At 54.8% G+C, this 16,499-nt stretch carries 8 protein-coding genes and 1 tRNA gene; 7 read left to right on the forward strand and 2 right to left on the reverse strand.

Annotated features, from left to right (window positions below; genetic code table 11):
* The first annotated feature begins 64 nt into the window (after nt 1-64).
* Nucleotides 65-5,452, forward strand: coding sequence for a translocation/assembly module TamB domain-containing protein (locus tag JNK54_07340; protein MBL8024077.1), 5,388 nt, complete (start codon nt 65-67; stop codon nt 5,450-5,452).
* Nucleotides 5,449-7,788 (forward strand): outer membrane protein assembly factor BamA, encoded by a 2,340-nt coding sequence (gene bamA / locus JNK54_07345; protein MBL8024078.1) that lies wholly within the window; start codon nt 5,449-5,451, stop codon nt 7,786-7,788. Before JNK54_07340 ends, bamA begins: the two co-directional genes overlap by 4 nt.
* Here the strand turns inward: bamA and JNK54_07350 are convergent.
* On the reverse strand, nt 7,785-8,549 hold the full coding sequence (locus JNK54_07350; GenBank protein ID MBL8024079.1) for a glycosyltransferase family 2 protein: 765 nt from the start codon (nt 8,547-8,549) through the stop codon (nt 7,785-7,787). The genes bamA and JNK54_07350 overlap by 4 nt on opposite strands.
* Before the next feature lie 113 nt (nt 8,550-8,662).
* Here JNK54_07350 and rimI point away from each other — a divergent pair, with 113 nt between their 5' ends.
* From rimI to JNK54_07375, 5 genes are all read left to right on the forward strand, one after another.
* On the forward strand, nt 8,663-9,127 hold the full coding sequence (gene rimI, locus JNK54_07355; protein ID MBL8024080.1) for a ribosomal protein S18-alanine N-acetyltransferase: 465 nt from the start codon (nt 8,663-8,665) through the stop codon (nt 9,125-9,127).
* Nucleotides 9,105-11,300, forward strand: a complete 2,196-nt coding sequence (locus JNK54_07360; GenBank protein MBL8024081.1) for a tetratricopeptide repeat protein — start codon at nt 9,105-9,107, stop codon at nt 11,298-11,300. The genes rimI and JNK54_07360 overlap by 23 nt, the downstream gene beginning before the upstream one ends.
* Nucleotides 11,297-12,274, forward strand: a complete 978-nt coding sequence (ispE, locus tag JNK54_07365) for a 4-(cytidine 5'-diphospho)-2-C-methyl-D-erythritol kinase (protein MBL8024082.1) — start codon at nt 11,297-11,299, stop codon at nt 12,272-12,274. The genes JNK54_07360 and ispE overlap by 4 nt, the downstream gene beginning before the upstream one ends.
* Nucleotides 12,225-12,509, forward strand: coding sequence for a SpoVG family protein (locus JNK54_07370; protein MBL8024083.1), 285 nt, complete (start codon nt 12,225-12,227; stop codon nt 12,507-12,509). Before ispE ends, JNK54_07370 begins: the two co-directional genes overlap by 50 nt.
* Before the next feature lie 85 nt (nt 12,510-12,594).
* A tRNA-Gln gene (locus JNK54_07375) sits at nt 12,595-12,666 on the forward strand.
* A gap of 39 nt (nt 12,667-12,705) precedes the next feature.
* Here JNK54_07375 and JNK54_07380 read toward each other — a convergent pair.
* Nucleotides 12,706-16,413 (reverse strand): S8 family serine peptidase, encoded by a 3,708-nt coding sequence (locus JNK54_07380; GenBank protein ID MBL8024084.1) that lies wholly within the window; start codon nt 16,411-16,413, stop codon nt 12,706-12,708.
* Between the last annotated feature and the right edge of the window lie 86 nt (nt 16,414-16,499).

Here is a 16,499-nt window from a genome sequence, read left to right on the forward strand (position 1 = left end):
TTCCGATCGCCTCTTCCCTACGGGGGCGGTGTTCCTCTTGATTGCGATGGGAGAGTTTTAATCGATGCGCTGGCGACTGCTGGGTTTGTTTTTTTTTGGCATCGCGGCTTCTGTGGCATGGTCTTTTTGGTGGCGCCCCCAGGCGGAAGTGTGGTTAAAGGGGAAAATCGAATCGACCCTTTCCCAAGAATTAAACCAAGACGTTCACCTTGACGCGCTTTCTTTGCATCCTCTCTTTTTACGAATTCAGGCCAAGGGGCTCCGCGTGGGGGCAGCCGATGCCCCGATTTTTACCTGCAAAAAATGGACTTTCCACACGGCCTACGCGGGGGATTCTTCTCCCGTCTCGCTCTTCTTCCTGACGTTTGTTCGATCCGAATTGGACAATCCGACTTTATATTTTTTCTCCCCGCCTTCCGGGAAGAGATTTCAGTCTCCCCGTGGCTGGTGGCGAAAACTCCCGCTTCACCGTTTAACTTGGACCCGCGGATCGTTTGTGGTTCCCCAGCCCCAGCCCTCAAATTTTTTGAAATTCACAGACACGGAGGGGACGCTCCAGTTATCTCCCGGAGGCTTTCTTTTCACTGCCAAAGGGGGCTCCTCTGTCGGGCCCTTTCTCCTCTCTCTTTCGGGTATCGAGTCTTTCCGGAGGGGAACCCAACTTGATGTTCGCGGCACTATTCGATTAACGCAGGCTCCTCTCGCTTATTTCACGCCATGGCTCCCCGCTCGGTTCGGGCGGTTTCTGGGATGGGGTGATCTTTCACTCGCAGGGGTTGTAAAGGATTTTTCGGTGGATCGATTTGATGCAAAAGGGGGACTCCTGCTCGATGCTCAGTGGGAGGGGGACGTCCACTTAAAGGATACCCTTTGGTTTCCTCCAACAGCGCGACCAAAAGATTTAGGTGTCCCTTTGGAAGGAAAGGTCTTTTTGCGGAAAAGTGAAGTGGAGATGAAAGATCTGACCCTCTTTCGATCCCTCCATCTTTCGGGGTTAATCTCTCTTGACCGACAGGATGTGCGGTGGCGGGGGGAAGAAATGGATCTTGCCGCTTTGTCTGAAAGCGGGGTTGATTTTCTACGGTGGGTTCCCAGCCGGGGAACGATGAAGACGGAGGGGACTTTTAAGGGAAGCCTGAAACGTCCAGACGTCGTTTGGTCCGCTGTTTTTCGTGAGGTGGGGTTCCCCGGGGTTCTTTTTCCAGAGTTGAAAATGGAAGGGAAATGGAAAGAGAATTGGATTACTATAAGGACGGACGGAATGGGTGGTCAACTTTCCGTAGGGGGCCCCCTGTCCACTGGTTCTTCGGGAGTCCGCCCGCCCACGGGTCGATGGACCGTTGGCCTGGCTTCATTGGATATGGCGTCCCTCGCTAAGCAAAACGGGTGGCCCCATGTGGGTGGAAAAGTTAACGGATCCTTTTCGCTTGAAAATATTTTGGAAGGAAATCGAAACGGGGGGACGGAGGCCTCTGGGAAATTAAAAATTGACGGATTTAATTGGGGCATTCATAAAGAAACCGCTCCTGTGGGAGGCCGACTCCTTTTCAATCGAGAGGGACTTCGCGTGCAGGGAGACCAAGGGGCCTTTGATTTGGATGTACGGCGGTCGTCCGGAGTCTGGCGATTGGATCGTCTCGATTACACGGCTGGTCGACTGAGGGTGTGGGGAGGAGGTTATTTACGCGATCACGATGGCGAGGTCCGTCTGGAAGGGGGCCTTGAAGGGTTGGAATTAACCGACATCCCCCCGTTTGTGAAACAGTTTCCCGCGGGAGAAGGCACCCTCTCGGGGGAAGGACGATTGCATGGCTCGTGGAAGGATCCTGTTTTTTCAGGAGCGGTCCGTTCCCAGGGCATTCGGTGGAGACCGGGTGGGTATGTCCACAAGGGGGAGGTGGATTTTCGGGGGGGGAAGGGGGGGGTGACTCTGACCAAATTTCGCTGGGATAACGCGGTTTCCGCCGAAGGGGCGTGGCTTTTTGGTAAAGGGTGGCGGTTTTCAGCCGAGGTCGAAAAAACGTCGGCCGAACAGCTCTTCGATTTTGGAGAGTCATCGGGGACTGTGCAGGGGTTCTTCTCTGGGAACGTCTCCCTTTCGGCGGGTGACCAACCTGGGCTGGAAGGGTGGGCCCGTTTGACCGGAGAATCCGGTCGTTGGGGACCCCTTTCTTTCGATGGGGTATACGGGGTTGTTTTTTTTAGAGGAAGCCGGGTTCACGTGGAATCTCTGGAGGTCACCCAAAAAGGAGGGGGGCTCCGCGCGAGGGGGGAATTTGTTCGGCGGGCGTTGACCCCAGCGATTCCAGGAACCGTCTGGGATTGGCGGATGGATGGAGAAGGAAATCGTTTCTCCGTTGGGCCCACGGTGTTTTCTTCTTCGTGGACGACGCGGGGGACACGTTACACGCGGAGGGGAACGGGGACGGGGGACTTTTCCTCGCCAGACTTTACGCTCTTCGGTTCGTTGGGGGAGGAAGGCTCTTTTTTAAAGGACGGTGTCTCTTTCGGTAAAGTGATGGCGTCTTTTTCATGGACGCCAATCCTTTACCAGGTGGAGGAACTTGTCATTGAACGTGGGCTTCGGGGGAAAGGGCATGTGGGAAGTGATGGCCAATCGTTAACGGGGGAATTGAAGTTTGAGAGTTTGTCGCTTGCTGATCTTTTCCCGGCCCTTCCGGTTTCAAAAGATAATAGCGCGCTCGGTCGGTTGGATGGTCACCTGACCCTCTCGGGGGACTGGCCCAACCCTCGAGGTGAAATGAATGTCGCTCTCTCCGGGGCTGACTGGAAAGGACTTCCTCTCAAAGGAAACCTTCGGGCCTTATGGAACAAGACGTTGGAAATCCCTCATCTCTCTTTTACGTTCCCCGGTGGGGATGGGCTTTTTCGTGGTTCTCTGTCACCGGACTTACTCGGGAAAAGGGGGGCCACCGTCACGGAATGGGAGGGGAAGGTCCACTGTCGATCCTTGGATCCGGTCCTGCGGTCGATGGGGATCCCCGTGCCCTGGACGGGGTCTTTTGATTCAACGTTGGTCTTGTCGGGAGAGGTTCCAAACCTTCAAGGAAGGCTTGTTGTTGAGGGCCAGGTGGGGCAATCGGGTGCCCCGCTTTCCAAATGGACGAGTCGATTCTTTGTTTCGGGCTCCACTGTCTCAGTGGAAGAGGCCGTCCTCAGCACGGCGGAAGGGTCCTGGCGCGTTGAAGCAGGCAGTCGTTTGTTCCGCGAGAAAAAAGGTCAATGGGGTTTTCAATTAAAAAACCAGTTAAGAAATATTCATGTGGGGCCACTTCAACTCTTTGGGGGACTGGCGCTCCGGGGAAAGGGGGACGTTTTAAGAAAAACGATTTCCGGCCGATTGGGGGCTTCTTCCCTGTGGATCAACCAACAGGTTTTTGATCAGGACCTCGCTGAAGTTCGATGGTCCCGGGGGCGATTGGATTTCTTTCCCATTCCACAGGCCCCCGCTTTTGTCCAAGGGGCTGTGCGACTTGATCGCTGGCCCCAAACATTTTTTGAGGAGTTGACTCTCTGGGAAACCGGTCGTCCGCTTCTGGTTTTAGAAGGAGAAATGGGACCCGATCGATGGGATTTTACTTTGGGAGGAAAAGGCTTGCCGGCGGAGGCACTTCTTTCCTTGGCGGATTTCGATTGGCCCATCAGTGGTCCTTGGAATGTGCGGGTGCGGGGGGTGGGGTCACTCTCTGCGCCCAATGTTCGCGCCGAGGTGGTGGGAGGGCCTGGAAAGATCGGTCCTCTCCCCTACGATCGTCTTGAAGCCAATACCCACTGGGTGGGGGACCAGATCGACGTTCAGGAAATCCGACTGTCTCGGCGAAAAGGGTATCTCTTGACGGGGTCGGGTCGATTTCCCTTGCGAGCCGGAGAGGGGCGAACGGAGGGCCTTCAGATGAACCTTCGTTTGACGGATGGGAAATTGGCTCTCCTCAAAGAAGTTTGGCCCATTTGTCGATCGGCCCGAGGCGGTTTTTACGGGGACGTTCGTGTGGAGCCGGGGACTCCCATTCCGCAAGTCACCGGGTCCTTTCACGTGAAAGACGGCCGCCTTAATTTGAAGACTTATGCACCGAAAGTGAGGGACCTCCATGGGGAAATTTCTTTCCAGAATGATCGGGCTCGGGTCGAAAATGCCCGGGCTCGCGTGGGGCGCGGATGGATCGAAATGGCGGGGGATATCGGGATTCAGGGGTTGTCTCCTGTCGAATATGATCTGTTCATTCGATCGGAAGGTAAACGTGGGTTGGCGGTGGAAGTCCCCCAGCTCAGTGTTCCTCCCGGCCCCCTGTTGGGACGTTTATCCTTTCTGTCAGACAAATTGAAAGACGTCTCCTATGGAGAACCTCACCTGTCGTTGCGTATCCAGGGGCTCCACGGGAAACACCTTATTGCGGGTGAGGTCGATATGGAGGGGGTCCACTTTACTTATCCCCCGTCCGCGGATCAGGGCGGCGGAATTCCGGGGCCGCGTTGGTGGCAAAATTTTTGGAGGATGGCCTCTTGGGACCTGATTTTGAAAACGGGAAAAGAGACTTGGTACCGGAACGAATTTCTCAATGCTCGCCTGGACGGGGAGCTTCACCTGGAAGGACAACCCGGGTCGTGGCGAGCGAATGGTCGTTTGGATAGCGAGGAAGGAGTCGTTAACTACTTGGGGCAACTCTTTCAAATTAAACGAGGTCTTTTTGAATTAGTCACCGACACGCGGACCGCGCTGGGGAGCGTGGGTGTTCAGCCCTATGTGGCGGGAGAGGCGGATCGAACGGTTTCTCTCCTGGATTCGAGTGGAATCGCTTCAGAGGACACGATATCCATGGTGGTGGACCGGTCCTTGTTGAGCGAGATCCAACCACGTTTTGTATCTCGGAACGATCCCTCGATGAGTTCCGACCGTGTGGCGATGCGCGCGTTGGGCATCGCTACAGAACAACCGGTCAACCAAACCGAGCGGGACCAACTTTTTCGCGCTGGTCTCGTCCAATTGGTGGGTTCCAGCGCCGCGCCTTTGGCCAATCGGTTGGCTCAGAAATTTGGAATTGGTATGATCTCTGCAATCTATGAACCTTCGGAAGCCAATGGGGGGGGGTCGCCGGCGGTCTCCGCAACGGAAGGAAACGCCTCCGCAAAATCCAGCCCTTTGTCCGAATATCTTCGGGGAGCGGGTGCGGCTGCCCGTATTCAATTAACGGATTCTTTGTCCGGTGTGTATAAAGTTAAACTTGATGAGGCGAAAGGCCAATCGTATTTTCATGACCAAATCGAACTTATTCTGCGACTTAAAGGGAGCCTCTATTTGCGCGCCAGCACGGAGTTGGACACACAAAGTGTTCTCGGTCAACCTCCCGAACGTCGGATTGGCCTGGAAAACCAGTGGCGGTTCGGATTGCCCCGCCGTCGTCAAATGACGCTTGAACAGGGGGCGGTGAAATGATTCGGCGAAAAATTCTGTATACGTATGCCTGGATGGGGACAGTGGCCGCGTTGTGTCTGATGTCCACTTCCCGTCTTCAGGCCTCCGACCTTCCTCCGACCATTACGGACATTGTGGTGGAGGGAAATCTGTTTTCAAAATCCCGTTCCGTCTTATCCAAAGTGAAAGCGCGAAAAGGAGATGTGGTCACGGACCTGGCGTTTCGGGGGGATGTGGACCGGTTATTGGAAACGGGATTGTATGAGGACGTTCAGGTATCCGTCGAGGACGCTCCCGGAGGGGTGGACGCGCGCGGGGCCGGGAAGGTGCGTGTGGTCTTTTCCGTTAAGGAAAGGCCGATCGTTCGTCGTGTGGATTTCAAGGGAAACAGGAAATTAAGCGATTCCAAGTTTCGCGAAGGGCTTCTCTCTAAAGTGGATGAGCCTTACGATCGATTTAAGGCTTCTCAAGATATTTCCAAAATTCTTTCCATCTACAGAGATGAAGGGTATTTAGACGCCCAGGCGGAATACTACACGTCCCTCAATCCCCGCACCAACAAGGTCATCCTTACTTTCTTTCTGACAGATGGAAGCCGGGTGACGGTGAAGGAAGTTCGTGTGGAGGGGGCCAGCGCTCTCTCGGCTCGGAAAGTCCGAAAAACTCTTAAGAATACCCGGCGAAAAAAAGTGTTTAAAGAGGATAGCTACAGGGAAGATCGCGAGGCGCTCGTGGATCTTTACCGCAATAAGGGCTTTTTGGAAGTTTCTGTGGAAGACCGCCAACGTGAGTTTACTCCCGATCGAGACCAGGTGACGTTGGATTTGGCCATCACCGAGGGGCGCCGTTACACGGTGGGAGACTTTTCCTTTAGTGGGGTGACGTTATACACCGATTCGGAACTCAAAAAAGCGGTGGTGTTGAAACCGGGAAAGCTTTACGAACAGTCCAAGATGAACGAGTCCCTTCAGAATCTTCAAGACCTCTACGGGAACAAGGGCTATTTGCGGGCGGAAATTACCCCGGAAACACAAACCCATCCACTGGACGGAGATCGAGGGACCGTGGATCTCTTGTTCTCGGTGGTTGAGAGTTCCGTTGTTTTTGTGGACAGGATTTATGTGGACGGGAATACGTTTACCAAAGAGAAGGTTATCCGCCGGGAAGTTTTATTGAAAAGTGGGGATGTGTTTTCTTCCCTCAAGATGCGACGGACTGTGGAGAAACTTTACAATTTGGGGTTTCTGGATGATGTTCAGGTGGACGTCCAACAACCGAAATCTCCGGATCGCGCCGATGTGGTATTAACGGTTAAAGAGGGAAAACCGGGGGTTTTGTCCGCCGGGGCAGGGTTTTCGAGTTTGGATGGGTTAGTGGGAACGCTTCAAGTTCAACACACCAACATTTTTGGGTGGGGTCAACGGGTTAACCTCATGTGGGAGTTCGGAAAAAAACGCCAAAATTATGAACTGGGCTGGACGAACCCGTGGTTCATGGATAAACCCATGAGTTTCGGTGTGGACCTTTTTGACACGGTGAGAACGCTTCCTTTTCAGGGGGACAGTTTCGCGTATAAAAAAGGGAATCGAGGGTTTGGGCTTCGGTTGGGACCCCGTCTCTCGGATCAGCTGTCCCTTATTGAGAACTACAGCTACGAACGGGTTCGGGTTTTTAATGTTCAACCAGAGTTTAAGGTTGGTGGTTCTCCTCCCGCCGAATCCACCATTGCTGAAACGGACGACATTAAGTCCGCCTTTACGACAGGTGTGGTGTGGGACACTCGGGACTATGTTTTCGACGCTTCTCGGGGCGGGCGGCACAGCGCGACGGTGGAATACGCCGGTGGGCCGTTTGGGGGGGACCTGAATTTTTACAAACCAGAAATTTCCGCCGCACGCTATTTCCCCACGTTTTGGAAGTTTGTTTTTTCTGTTTCAGGGCGATCGGCTTACATCAAAACGCTCCAAAAACGAGAAACACCGGTTTCCTTTTCCGAATTGTTTCGGATCGGGGGGGTCGATACCGTCCGTGGTTATGAATCCGGGGAAGTCGGGGTGGACGGCGGAAAGGCCTACACGGTTTTTAACGCCGAATATAAGTTTCCCATCGTCCAGGAAAACAGGAAGACGATCCTTCAGGGGGCACTCTTTGCTGATGTGGGGGGCGCTTGGGCCGGCTTGAGCGAAACCAATCTGACTATTGGTTCTAAAACGAGGCAAATGAAGGCTGGAGTGGGGTTTGGCATTCGTTTTAAAACGCCCGTTTTTCCGATCCGCCTGGATTGGGGCTGGGGATTAAACCACCAGCCTGATCAGCCCCGAAGTCGCTTTTACTTTACGATTGGGAATATTTTTTAGGAAAGGGGGGGCTGCTTCCCGTAGGCAAATCGACGGGCGGCCAGGGCGCCACGAAAAAAATCTTTCCAAGTAATCTTTTTCCCTTCTTCAATCCGCCGTGGAGCATACGAGATCGGCCACTCGCTGAACGGGTATCCACCGCGGGCGACCTTGGCGGCGATCTCGGCTTCAATTTCAAATCCTGAAGAAACAAGATGGAGCGCTTTCCATGTGGATGTGGACATGAGTTTTGCTCCGGTGTAGGCGTCGGTGTAGGTGGAGGAACAGAGAAAGTTGATCCACGCGGTGAGAACTTTGTTTCCCCAAAGAAAGCGGCGGTAGATCCGGGGAGTGGGTTGAAGGAACCGGGAACCGAAGACCACTTTAAGGTTGTTTTGGCGGGCTTGTTTAAGAAGGGTCACGTAATCGTTCGGATCGTATTCAAGATCGGCGTCGTGAATGGCGGCGTAGGCCCCCTTGGCTTTTTCTAACGCCGTTTGGATGGCTTGGCCTTTCCCTTTATTTTGAGTGTGAAAGAGAAGAGCGACTCCGTCCTGCGGGGTCTCCCGTAACAATTTTCGCGTCCCGTCGGTTGACCCGTCATCCACTACGATGATTTCTTTGGAAAGTGGAACCCGCGAGAGTTTTTCCAACACTTCTCCAATAAAGGGGCGCTCGTTCAACACGGGGACAAAAAAGGACAGAAGCGGACGAGGCTCCGTTCTTCGATCGTAAATGACGAGGGGTTCGGTGTTGGCGTTCGCTGTGGGTTGTGGTCCCATAGTCGGTTTCCTTGGGGGGTAGATCGTTTTGCCCTATTCTAGCTTCTTTTCCATCCGAATGGGAAACCCTGGCTGGAAACCCATTGGCATCGTATAATGTCCCGGTGGCCCTGATGACGGAAAACAAATTTCTTTGGCGGTTGGCGGAACCCCGGGATGTCTCGAACCTTCTTGACATCGAACGAGGGGCTTTTGCCACTCCCTGGACTCGGGAAGAAATTGAAGAGGAACTGGATAAGCCCATGGCGCGGGTTTGGGTGGCGGAGCATGAGGATCGCCTCGTGGCCTTTGGGATTCAATGGTTCGTTGTGGGAGAATCTCAATTGGCGAACATTGCGGTTCATTCTGATTTTCGACGTCTCGGGTTGGGAAAACAAATGATGAGGCATCTGCTGGCTGATGCCCAGACGGCGGGAATGGAAAAAATGACCCTGGAAGTCAGAACCGGAAACACCGCCGCCATTGAGCTGTATCGGCAATTGGGTTTTATTGAAACAAGTCGTCGACCGAAATTTTATGAAGATAAGGATGAAGCTATCCTCATGGAGATCTCCCTTGGAAAAACCGGGAAAGAGTAGGATCGGGTGGCCGTTTCGGATCGGGCGTGCGCTGGGTCTTGTTGCTTTAGGGATCCTCTGTGTTTCAGGGGTTCATGGAACAGCGAACCCCTGGGAATCGTATCGGCTGTATCTGCAAGGGCTCTTGGCGGAGCGTGCGGGTCGGCTGGTCCAGGCCATGGAGGTTTATCAGAAAGTTATTGACCGTGACCCGGGGGAGGGGTTTCTTCAGGAGTCCCTGGCGGGGGTCGCCTTGGCCGCGGGTCGCGGGGACCTGGCTCTCGTTGCGGCGCGCCAAGCTGTTCTTCTTTCAACTGGCAGTGCTGGCGCTTATCTTTTGTTGGGACGGGTTTATTTGGCTCGGGGGGAGCATTCCTCGGCAGAAGAAGCTTTTGATCAGGCCTTGAAATTAGATCCTTCCAATGTGGAAGCGTTGGGGTGGGCGGCCAGCCGTCGCCCTTTGTCAGATCCTCAGGGAGCGCGGCGCCTTTTTGATCGGTTTCTCTCTTCCAACCCAGAGGCGGATCACGTTCGCTATGGTCTCGCGGAAATTCAAGAACGACAAGGAGATCTCTCCGCCGCTGAAGCTTCGTATAAAAAGATAATCCAATCGGACCCCTCTCACCGGGAAGCCCGGTTGGGCCTGGCGGCTCTTTTCGATGTTCAGGGCGACACGCGGGCGGCGATTAACGCGTATGAGGAAATTCTTGAAACCGAAACAGATAACGTGGAGGTTTTAACCCGGTTAGGCCAACTCTACCTGTTGACAAGTCAATTGGCCGAAGCCCGAGACCTGTTCGACCGGGCCATTGTCTTGGTTCCAGAAAACAGTGGGATTCATTTTTGGCGGGCCCTTGTGGCCCAGGAAGAATCCCAATGGAGAGACGCTGTTCGGCACATGGAACAGGCGGCTAAGGAAAATCCTGAGCCGGGGGTCTTGCTTCGCCTCGCTTCTTACCACGGTCGTCTCGATCATCCCAAAGAGGCCATTCGGGTTCTGCATCGTTTGCGTCGGACTCAACCGGAAAACCCCGACTTTATGTATTACCTTGCACTGGCGTATGAGGAGGGGGGGAATCCCCGGGCGGCCATTCGATGGCTCAACCGAGCTGTTGCTAAAAACCCAGGGAATCCGGATTTCCATTTTCATTTGGGTCTCAATTGGGATAAGAGAAAACGGTTCGATCGGGCGGAAACCCATTTGCTTCGCACCATCGATCTGGAGCCGACGCATCATTTAGCCCTGAATTATCTGGGATACAGTTGGGCCGACCGGAACGAGCATGTGCCGGAGGCTTTGGACCTCATTCAAAGGGCGGTTTCCCTTGACCCAGACAACACGGCTTATCGCGATTCATTGGGTTGGGCCTTTTTTCGATTGGGTCGCTTCGGCGAAGCGGAAACCGCGTTGGGGCCCGTTGTTTACCAGGCGAATGATCCGGTGGTCTGGTCCCATTACGGGGATGTCTTGAAAGCGTTGGGGCGTGAGCGGGAGGCGGTGCGGGCTTGGCAGGAAGGGTTGTTGGTGGGTCCGGACGATGCTCATTTGTTAAAGCGACTGGGTGTCCAGGGGCGAATGTCTCATGTGACCCCCCTTTCCGCGCCACGAACACTGTTAAAGCGTGTCGAAGGCAATTTTCGGCAGGTCACCTCCCTTTCTGGAGTGGCCGCGGTTCGCGTGCGATCGGCGGGGCAAACCCTTAACGGGCAAGGGCTTTTTTACTATGCCCGCCCGGGTTTGTTTCGGGTGGAAATTTTGGGACCCTTTTTTACGCCCCAAGCGGTTCTGGTTTATGATGGGGAAGTTCATTGGTCTCCCGAGGTGGGCACCCCCGCTGATGAAACGGCTTGGTTGGCCCTTTGGGCCGAGGTTTTGTCGGGAGATTTCTTTAAGCGGTTTGACGATCCTTCGGTCGAGGTCCATCAAGAGGGGTCGACCCTCCTCTATGTCGCCCCTGGAGGTGAGCTCCGGTTAGACGCCCAACATAAAAATATTTTGGAGGCCCAGCGTCATGTGCCGGGGAATGCCCCCGTTCGCCTCTCCTTTCAAGGGTCGAAAGAAATCGAGGGAATCCGTTTCCCCAGAGTCGTGGAAGGCCAATCCCTAACAAACGATTTTCATTTCGCCCTTGAATTTTCTCGATTGACCGTTAATCCGTCTTTGAAATCATCCCTTTTTAAGCCCGTTCCGTGAAAGCCGCGACTCAGGTGATCCGTTGGGTTTCTCCCGCCAAGATCAATCTGTTTCTTGAAATTCTAAAGAAAAGACCCAATGGATATCACGAAATTGACACCTTGTTCCAAGAAATTTCGCTTGCCGATTCGTTAACGGTTCGGGTTCGTCGGGACAAGGAAATCTTGCTTTCTACGACATGTCCGGGATTGGTTGTCGATCAGGGGAACCTCGTTTCCCGGGCGGCCCATTCGTTCAAAGCGAAATACCCCTTGATCCCGGGCCTCTCATTCAATTTAATCAAACGAATTCCTCTCGGGGCGGGACTGGGGGGCGGATCCGGAAACGCCGCGACAACCCTCCTGGCTTGTCGATCCCTATCTCCCGCCATTTCCCAAGGAAAGAAAGAGGATAGGATTCTATTGTCTCTCGCCAAAAAACTTGGAGCCGACGTCCCTTTTTTTCTGCGGGGGGGATTCGCGTCAGCGCGGGGGGTGGGAGACCGGTTGACGTTCTACGCGCCCATTAAGCGGCGGGCGTATTTTTTTGTGTTGGTGTTTCCACGTGTTTTTTCGTCCACTCCGGACGCCTACCGGGCGTTGCATTTCCCCTTGACGAAGCGCCGTTCCCGCCTTAAACTGACCCAGGCGCTTCGGGACGGAGCGCCCGCGAGTCAATGGGCACCGTGGCTCTTTAATCGATTGGAAGAGGTTGTGCTTCCTCGAATCGGAGCGGTGGCCCTAGCCAAAAGAGCGTTGATTCAGGCGGGGTGTTTGAACGCGTTGATGTCCGGGTCAGGATCGTCCGTGTTTGGCCTTGTGGAAAATCCGGCCCATGGGCGTCGTGTCCTGGCGCGTCTGCATCGAGAACCCTGGGATTCGTGGTTGGTTTCGTCCGCGTCGTGTCGAACGAAGGGGCCGACGAACTTTGATGAGGTGGGCCATCATGGATATTACGGAAATCCGGGTTTCGTTGAGGGAAGAAGACAAACTTAAGGCTTTTGTTACGGTAACATTCGACCACTGTTTTGCGGTTCGGAACATGAAAATTGTTGAGGGGGAAAAGGGGCCGATGCTCTGCATGCCCTCCCGAAAACTTTCAGATGGAACGTTCAAAGATGTGGCTCACCCCATTAACGCGGAGTTTCGATCCTATTTGGAAAAAGAAATATTTGTGGCCTACGCGAATGAGATCAAACGGGCGGCGGGGTCCAACGGTTCGGTCCTTTAAGTTATTTCCTCACGCGCTACTCTTCTCACCCAAGAAACCCACCATTTTTAGTAAAATGCCGGAGCAGAATTTGCGTGGTTGTCCCTGGGGCGTCGCCAAGCGGTAAGGCAACGGCCTTTGGAGCCGTTATCCCTAGGTTCGAATCCTAGCGCCCCAGGGCTGACCATGCTGTTTTCTTAAATTCTATATCGGTTTTCTACCGCACCACGGAAATCTTTCGTACGAAGCTCGCCTTCTTTTCCTCCTTCTCCGCTTCAACGGTGACGTAATAGGTTCCTGTCGCCACCTCTCCCGTGTCCCATTGGAATTGGAACCCGGATTTTCCTTCCGGGGATGTCCCCGCTTGGGAGGGGGGGCTATCAAGGACCAATTGGCCGTTCAATGAATAAATTCTGAGTTGGACTTGGTCCGCGTTGTCGACTTCTACCCAGAGGGTGCCGACCCCGCTCGTGATGGGATGGGGTTGGGAATAAAAATTATTGAGTTTCATCGCCACGGAGGCAGGGGGGGGGGCGACGTCAGCCGCTTCAACGGCAAAGGCAAGATCGTCGTGATCATCGTAATCCCCATCGGTACACGCTCCCGCACTTCCTTGGTATCGGAAATTGGCGCGCACCGCATGGACGTCCCCTCCGATCGGGAGAGTGAAGGTGCTGGAAAGGACGACGGTTCGCGTGGTCGTCGGTTGGAGGGTGGCGACAAGTTTCCACGCTGGATGTGCCGTGTTGGACGTCACGTAAAGGTCCAAATAGTTGTTCTTGGTTGAATACGCCCACACTTTCGCGTCCACCCGGACGAGATTCCCAGCTTTCATGCGCTGCCCGTTTAACGATGTGACCTGAATCCAATCGCTTGATTCGTCGTTATGGTATTGCCCGGAGGGGCCATCGTTACAGGCCCCCAAAACGGTGTTGGGATGATTGGGCTCCGGAAATTGGGCGAGGACGCTGCGGGCTTCCAAGAGGCCGCCGGAGGAGCAGGACTCTCCGATTTGAGAGCAGAGAGGGACTCCCAGAACGGGATCGAAGAGAGCTGTTCCCAGTCCGTTCTGGACCGTGATGGTTCGCGTGTCATCGTGGTTGTGATCGTATTCGTCAAAGGATCGAGCCGTGAGGACGTGCGTTCCGTCGTTCAATTGAGACGTGTTCAGCGCGTGGGACCAGGTGGTGGTTTGAAGGAGGGGGAGAACAAAGGGAACAGGTTCAGGCGGTTCGGCCCGCGTGGAACCTATGTAGGATTGCGGGGCTGGAGCCCCGAAAACAGTGGCCCAATAATGGCCATCCACCAAAAGATCAATCCTCGAAAGAGTGTTTTCGTCCGAAGCTTGGCCCGAGACAAGGATTGTACCTGAGACCAGAGCCCCTTCCTCTGGTTCTGTGATTCCGCTCACAGGGGGGGCGTCATCCGAGGACTGAAAGGTGGCCAGCGGCGAGGGACTTAAATTCCCCAGGGTGTCTCGGGACAAGACACGGAAGTGGTAGAGCGTTTGGGGTGGTAAGGAAGGTAAGGTGACTTGATGGATCAAAACTTTTTCCGTTTGGAGAGAGGAGAAGGATCCCAGTGCCGTGGAAGTCCCGTATTCAACCTGACTGTCCGCGGGTTCGTCCGTGGACCAGGTGAGGCGAACGTTGTTTCCCGTCACGAGAACGTCCACGGGGCCCACGACGGGGGGGGTCACATCCGTGACCACTGAAACGGTGATGCTGTGAGACGCTTGAAGTTGCGCCCCGTCCTGTGCGGTGGCCGTCAAGGTGTGTGTGCCCAGGGCCATCCCCAAAGTCGAGAGGGTCGCTCGGTAGGGCGGGGTCGTGGCAACGGCAAAGGGAGATCCCCCATCCCAACGGAAGGAGACGTTTTGAATCGTCACATTATCACTGGCAGAGGCATCGATCGTTACGGTTCCCGATACATGGCTTTGGGGGGCCGGCGACGTTATCTCAACAGTGGGGGGAACATTATCCAATACAACAGTGACGTTTCTATCGCGAGAGGCTTTGTTTCCCGCGGCATCAAAGGCGGTCAGGGTCAACGTATGGGCGCCGCCCCCGGCTTCGCCAGCGTTCCAGATAAAAGTGGCATTGTGGGTATTGGTGGGAACGGTGGGGGAACTCACCGCCACAAGCGATCCGTTAACGTAAAAAGCGATGTGAGAAAGGCCGTGGGCGTCTGTGGCGGAGGCGCTGATGTTGGTTGGTGTGGCGGGCAGGGCGATCCCGTCCGTGGGGGTCACCGACAGAAACGTCGGCGGGGTATGATCAACGCGGATGGGGGAGACGGTGTAAGAGGACAGCAGACCCGCCAGATCCGTCACCCCTAGGCGCAATGTGTACAGTCCTTCCGAAAGCGAAGAAACGTCCCACGTTCCGAGGGGGCCATCGGTGACAAGGTCAGTGAAAGGAATTCCCACGGGAAGAAAGAGAGAAGGCGTCTGTCCGACTCCGTAAAAAAGTTGACGTGATGCAATGGCCGTCCCATACACCGAACCTTTAACGATGACGGACCCCCCCACGGTTTCAAATTGTTGAGGGGAAGTGACCAGGAGGTTTGGGGGGAACGCCGCTTGAACCCCTTTCAGTGCGTTTATCCGTCCATGCCCGGATTGGGTATCGAACCCGGAGGGGCCCACGTCGTCGGCTGTGCGTCTCAAGGCCTGTCGCACCTGTTCGTTGGTAAGTGTGGGAAACCGGGAGAGGATCAGGGCCGCTAATCCCGCCACATGGGGACTGGCCATGCTGGTCCCATTAAAAGAACTGTAAAATCCCCCGGGCACGGTGGAAAGAATTCCGACTCCCGGCGCGGCCACATCAATCTTTTGACCGAAGTTGGAAAAGGAAGCCAGGGCATCGACTGAGTTGAAGGCGGAAACCGTCACGACAGAGGTGTATTTTGCGGGGAGGAACAGGCTGGCGTCGATGCCGGAATTTCCGGCCGCGGCAATGAGGACCACACCAAGGGAGTGAGCGTATTGCACTGCTTCTTCAATGACAGGGGAATCACCGGTTCCTCCCCAGCTCATGTTGATCACATCCGCACCGTTGTCCGCGGCGTACACGATCCCCTGGGCCAAGTCCGCATCGTAACCGCTCCCATCATCGCCCAATCCTTTGATGGCCATTATTTGGGATCCGGGGGCTACCCCGATAACCCCCACGTTGTTGTTTCCCACAGCCGCAATGGTACCGGACACGTGAGTCCCGTGGCTGTGTCCGTCGTTCGGCGCGTTGTTGTTCGAAACAAAATTCCATCCCCGGGTGTCGTCCACGTAACCGTTCCCATCATCATCTATCCCGTTGTTGGGGATTTCTCCCGGGTTTGCCCAGATGTTCGCGGTCAGGTCCGGATGGGTGTGATTTACACCAGTGTCCACCACCGCCACCACCACACCCACGCCGGTGGTCAGGTCCCAGGCCGATGGGGTTTGAATTTTTGTCATTCCCCATAAGGAAGGGAAAGAGGGGTCGTTGGGAATTCCTTGGATATGGAAGAGTCGAACGGGTTCGGCCCATTCCACGGAGGGATCTGCCCGGTAATCCTTTAACGCTTGGGTCAGATCCGCTTCGGCATCCAATTCGACCACCGCCGTTCGACGGAAATGGGCGCGAAGGGTCTGGACTTCTATGCTCCCGGAAAGGGCGCTTCGTCTGGCGCGCCGGTTTTGCCCTAGGGATGAAATAGATTTTTCTTTTTCATCTGCTTCGTGACGAACGCGGGTTAGTCTTTTGACTCCCCACCGGGTGTGGATTTTTTTAAGGTTCGGGGGAACGCCTTTCAGCCCCCGTCTGGGTACCATGTTTTCTGCGGGGGACATCCCCGTAGCGGATTCGGACCGAAGCCGAAGAACAAGTCGCTTGGCATGGGTTGGATCCCGTCGTGTGTCTTCATTCCCAATGGGGGAATTCACCATGGCGTGGGTGAAAATGGGGGTGAGTCCCAGAGTGAACAACAACGCGAAAACAATTACATAAGGGCGGATTTTCCTGGTTCTGGGTC

The organism is Elusimicrobiota bacterium, assembly GCA_016788905.1.
Classification (GTDB): domain Bacteria; phylum Elusimicrobiota; class Elusimicrobia; order FEN-1173; family FEN-1173; genus JADKHR01.

What these genes read in the sequence shown, in the direction of transcription:
- JNK54_07340 (MBL8024077.1), top strand. Translation starts at nt 65, where the DNA reads ATGCGCTGGCGACTGCTGGGTTTGTTTTTTTTTGGCATCGCGGCTTCT.
- rimI (MBL8024080.1), top strand. Translation starts at nt 8,663, where the DNA reads ATGACGGAAAACAAATTTCTTTGGCGGTTGGCGGAACCCCGGGATGTC.
- JNK54_07370 (MBL8024083.1), top strand. Translation starts at nt 12,225, where the DNA reads ATGGATATTACGGAAATCCGGGTTTCGTTGAGGGAAGAAGACAAACTT.
- JNK54_07350 (MBL8024079.1), bottom strand. Translation starts at nt 8,549, where the DNA reads ATGGGACCACAACCCACAGCGAACGCCAACACCGAACCCCTCGTCATT.
- JNK54_07380 (MBL8024084.1), bottom strand. Translation starts at nt 16,413, where the DNA reads ATGGTGAATTCCCCCATTGGGAATGAAGACACACGACGGGATCCAACC.
- bamA (MBL8024078.1), top strand. Translation starts at nt 5,449, where the DNA reads ATGATTCGGCGAAAAATTCTGTATACGTATGCCTGGATGGGGACAGTG.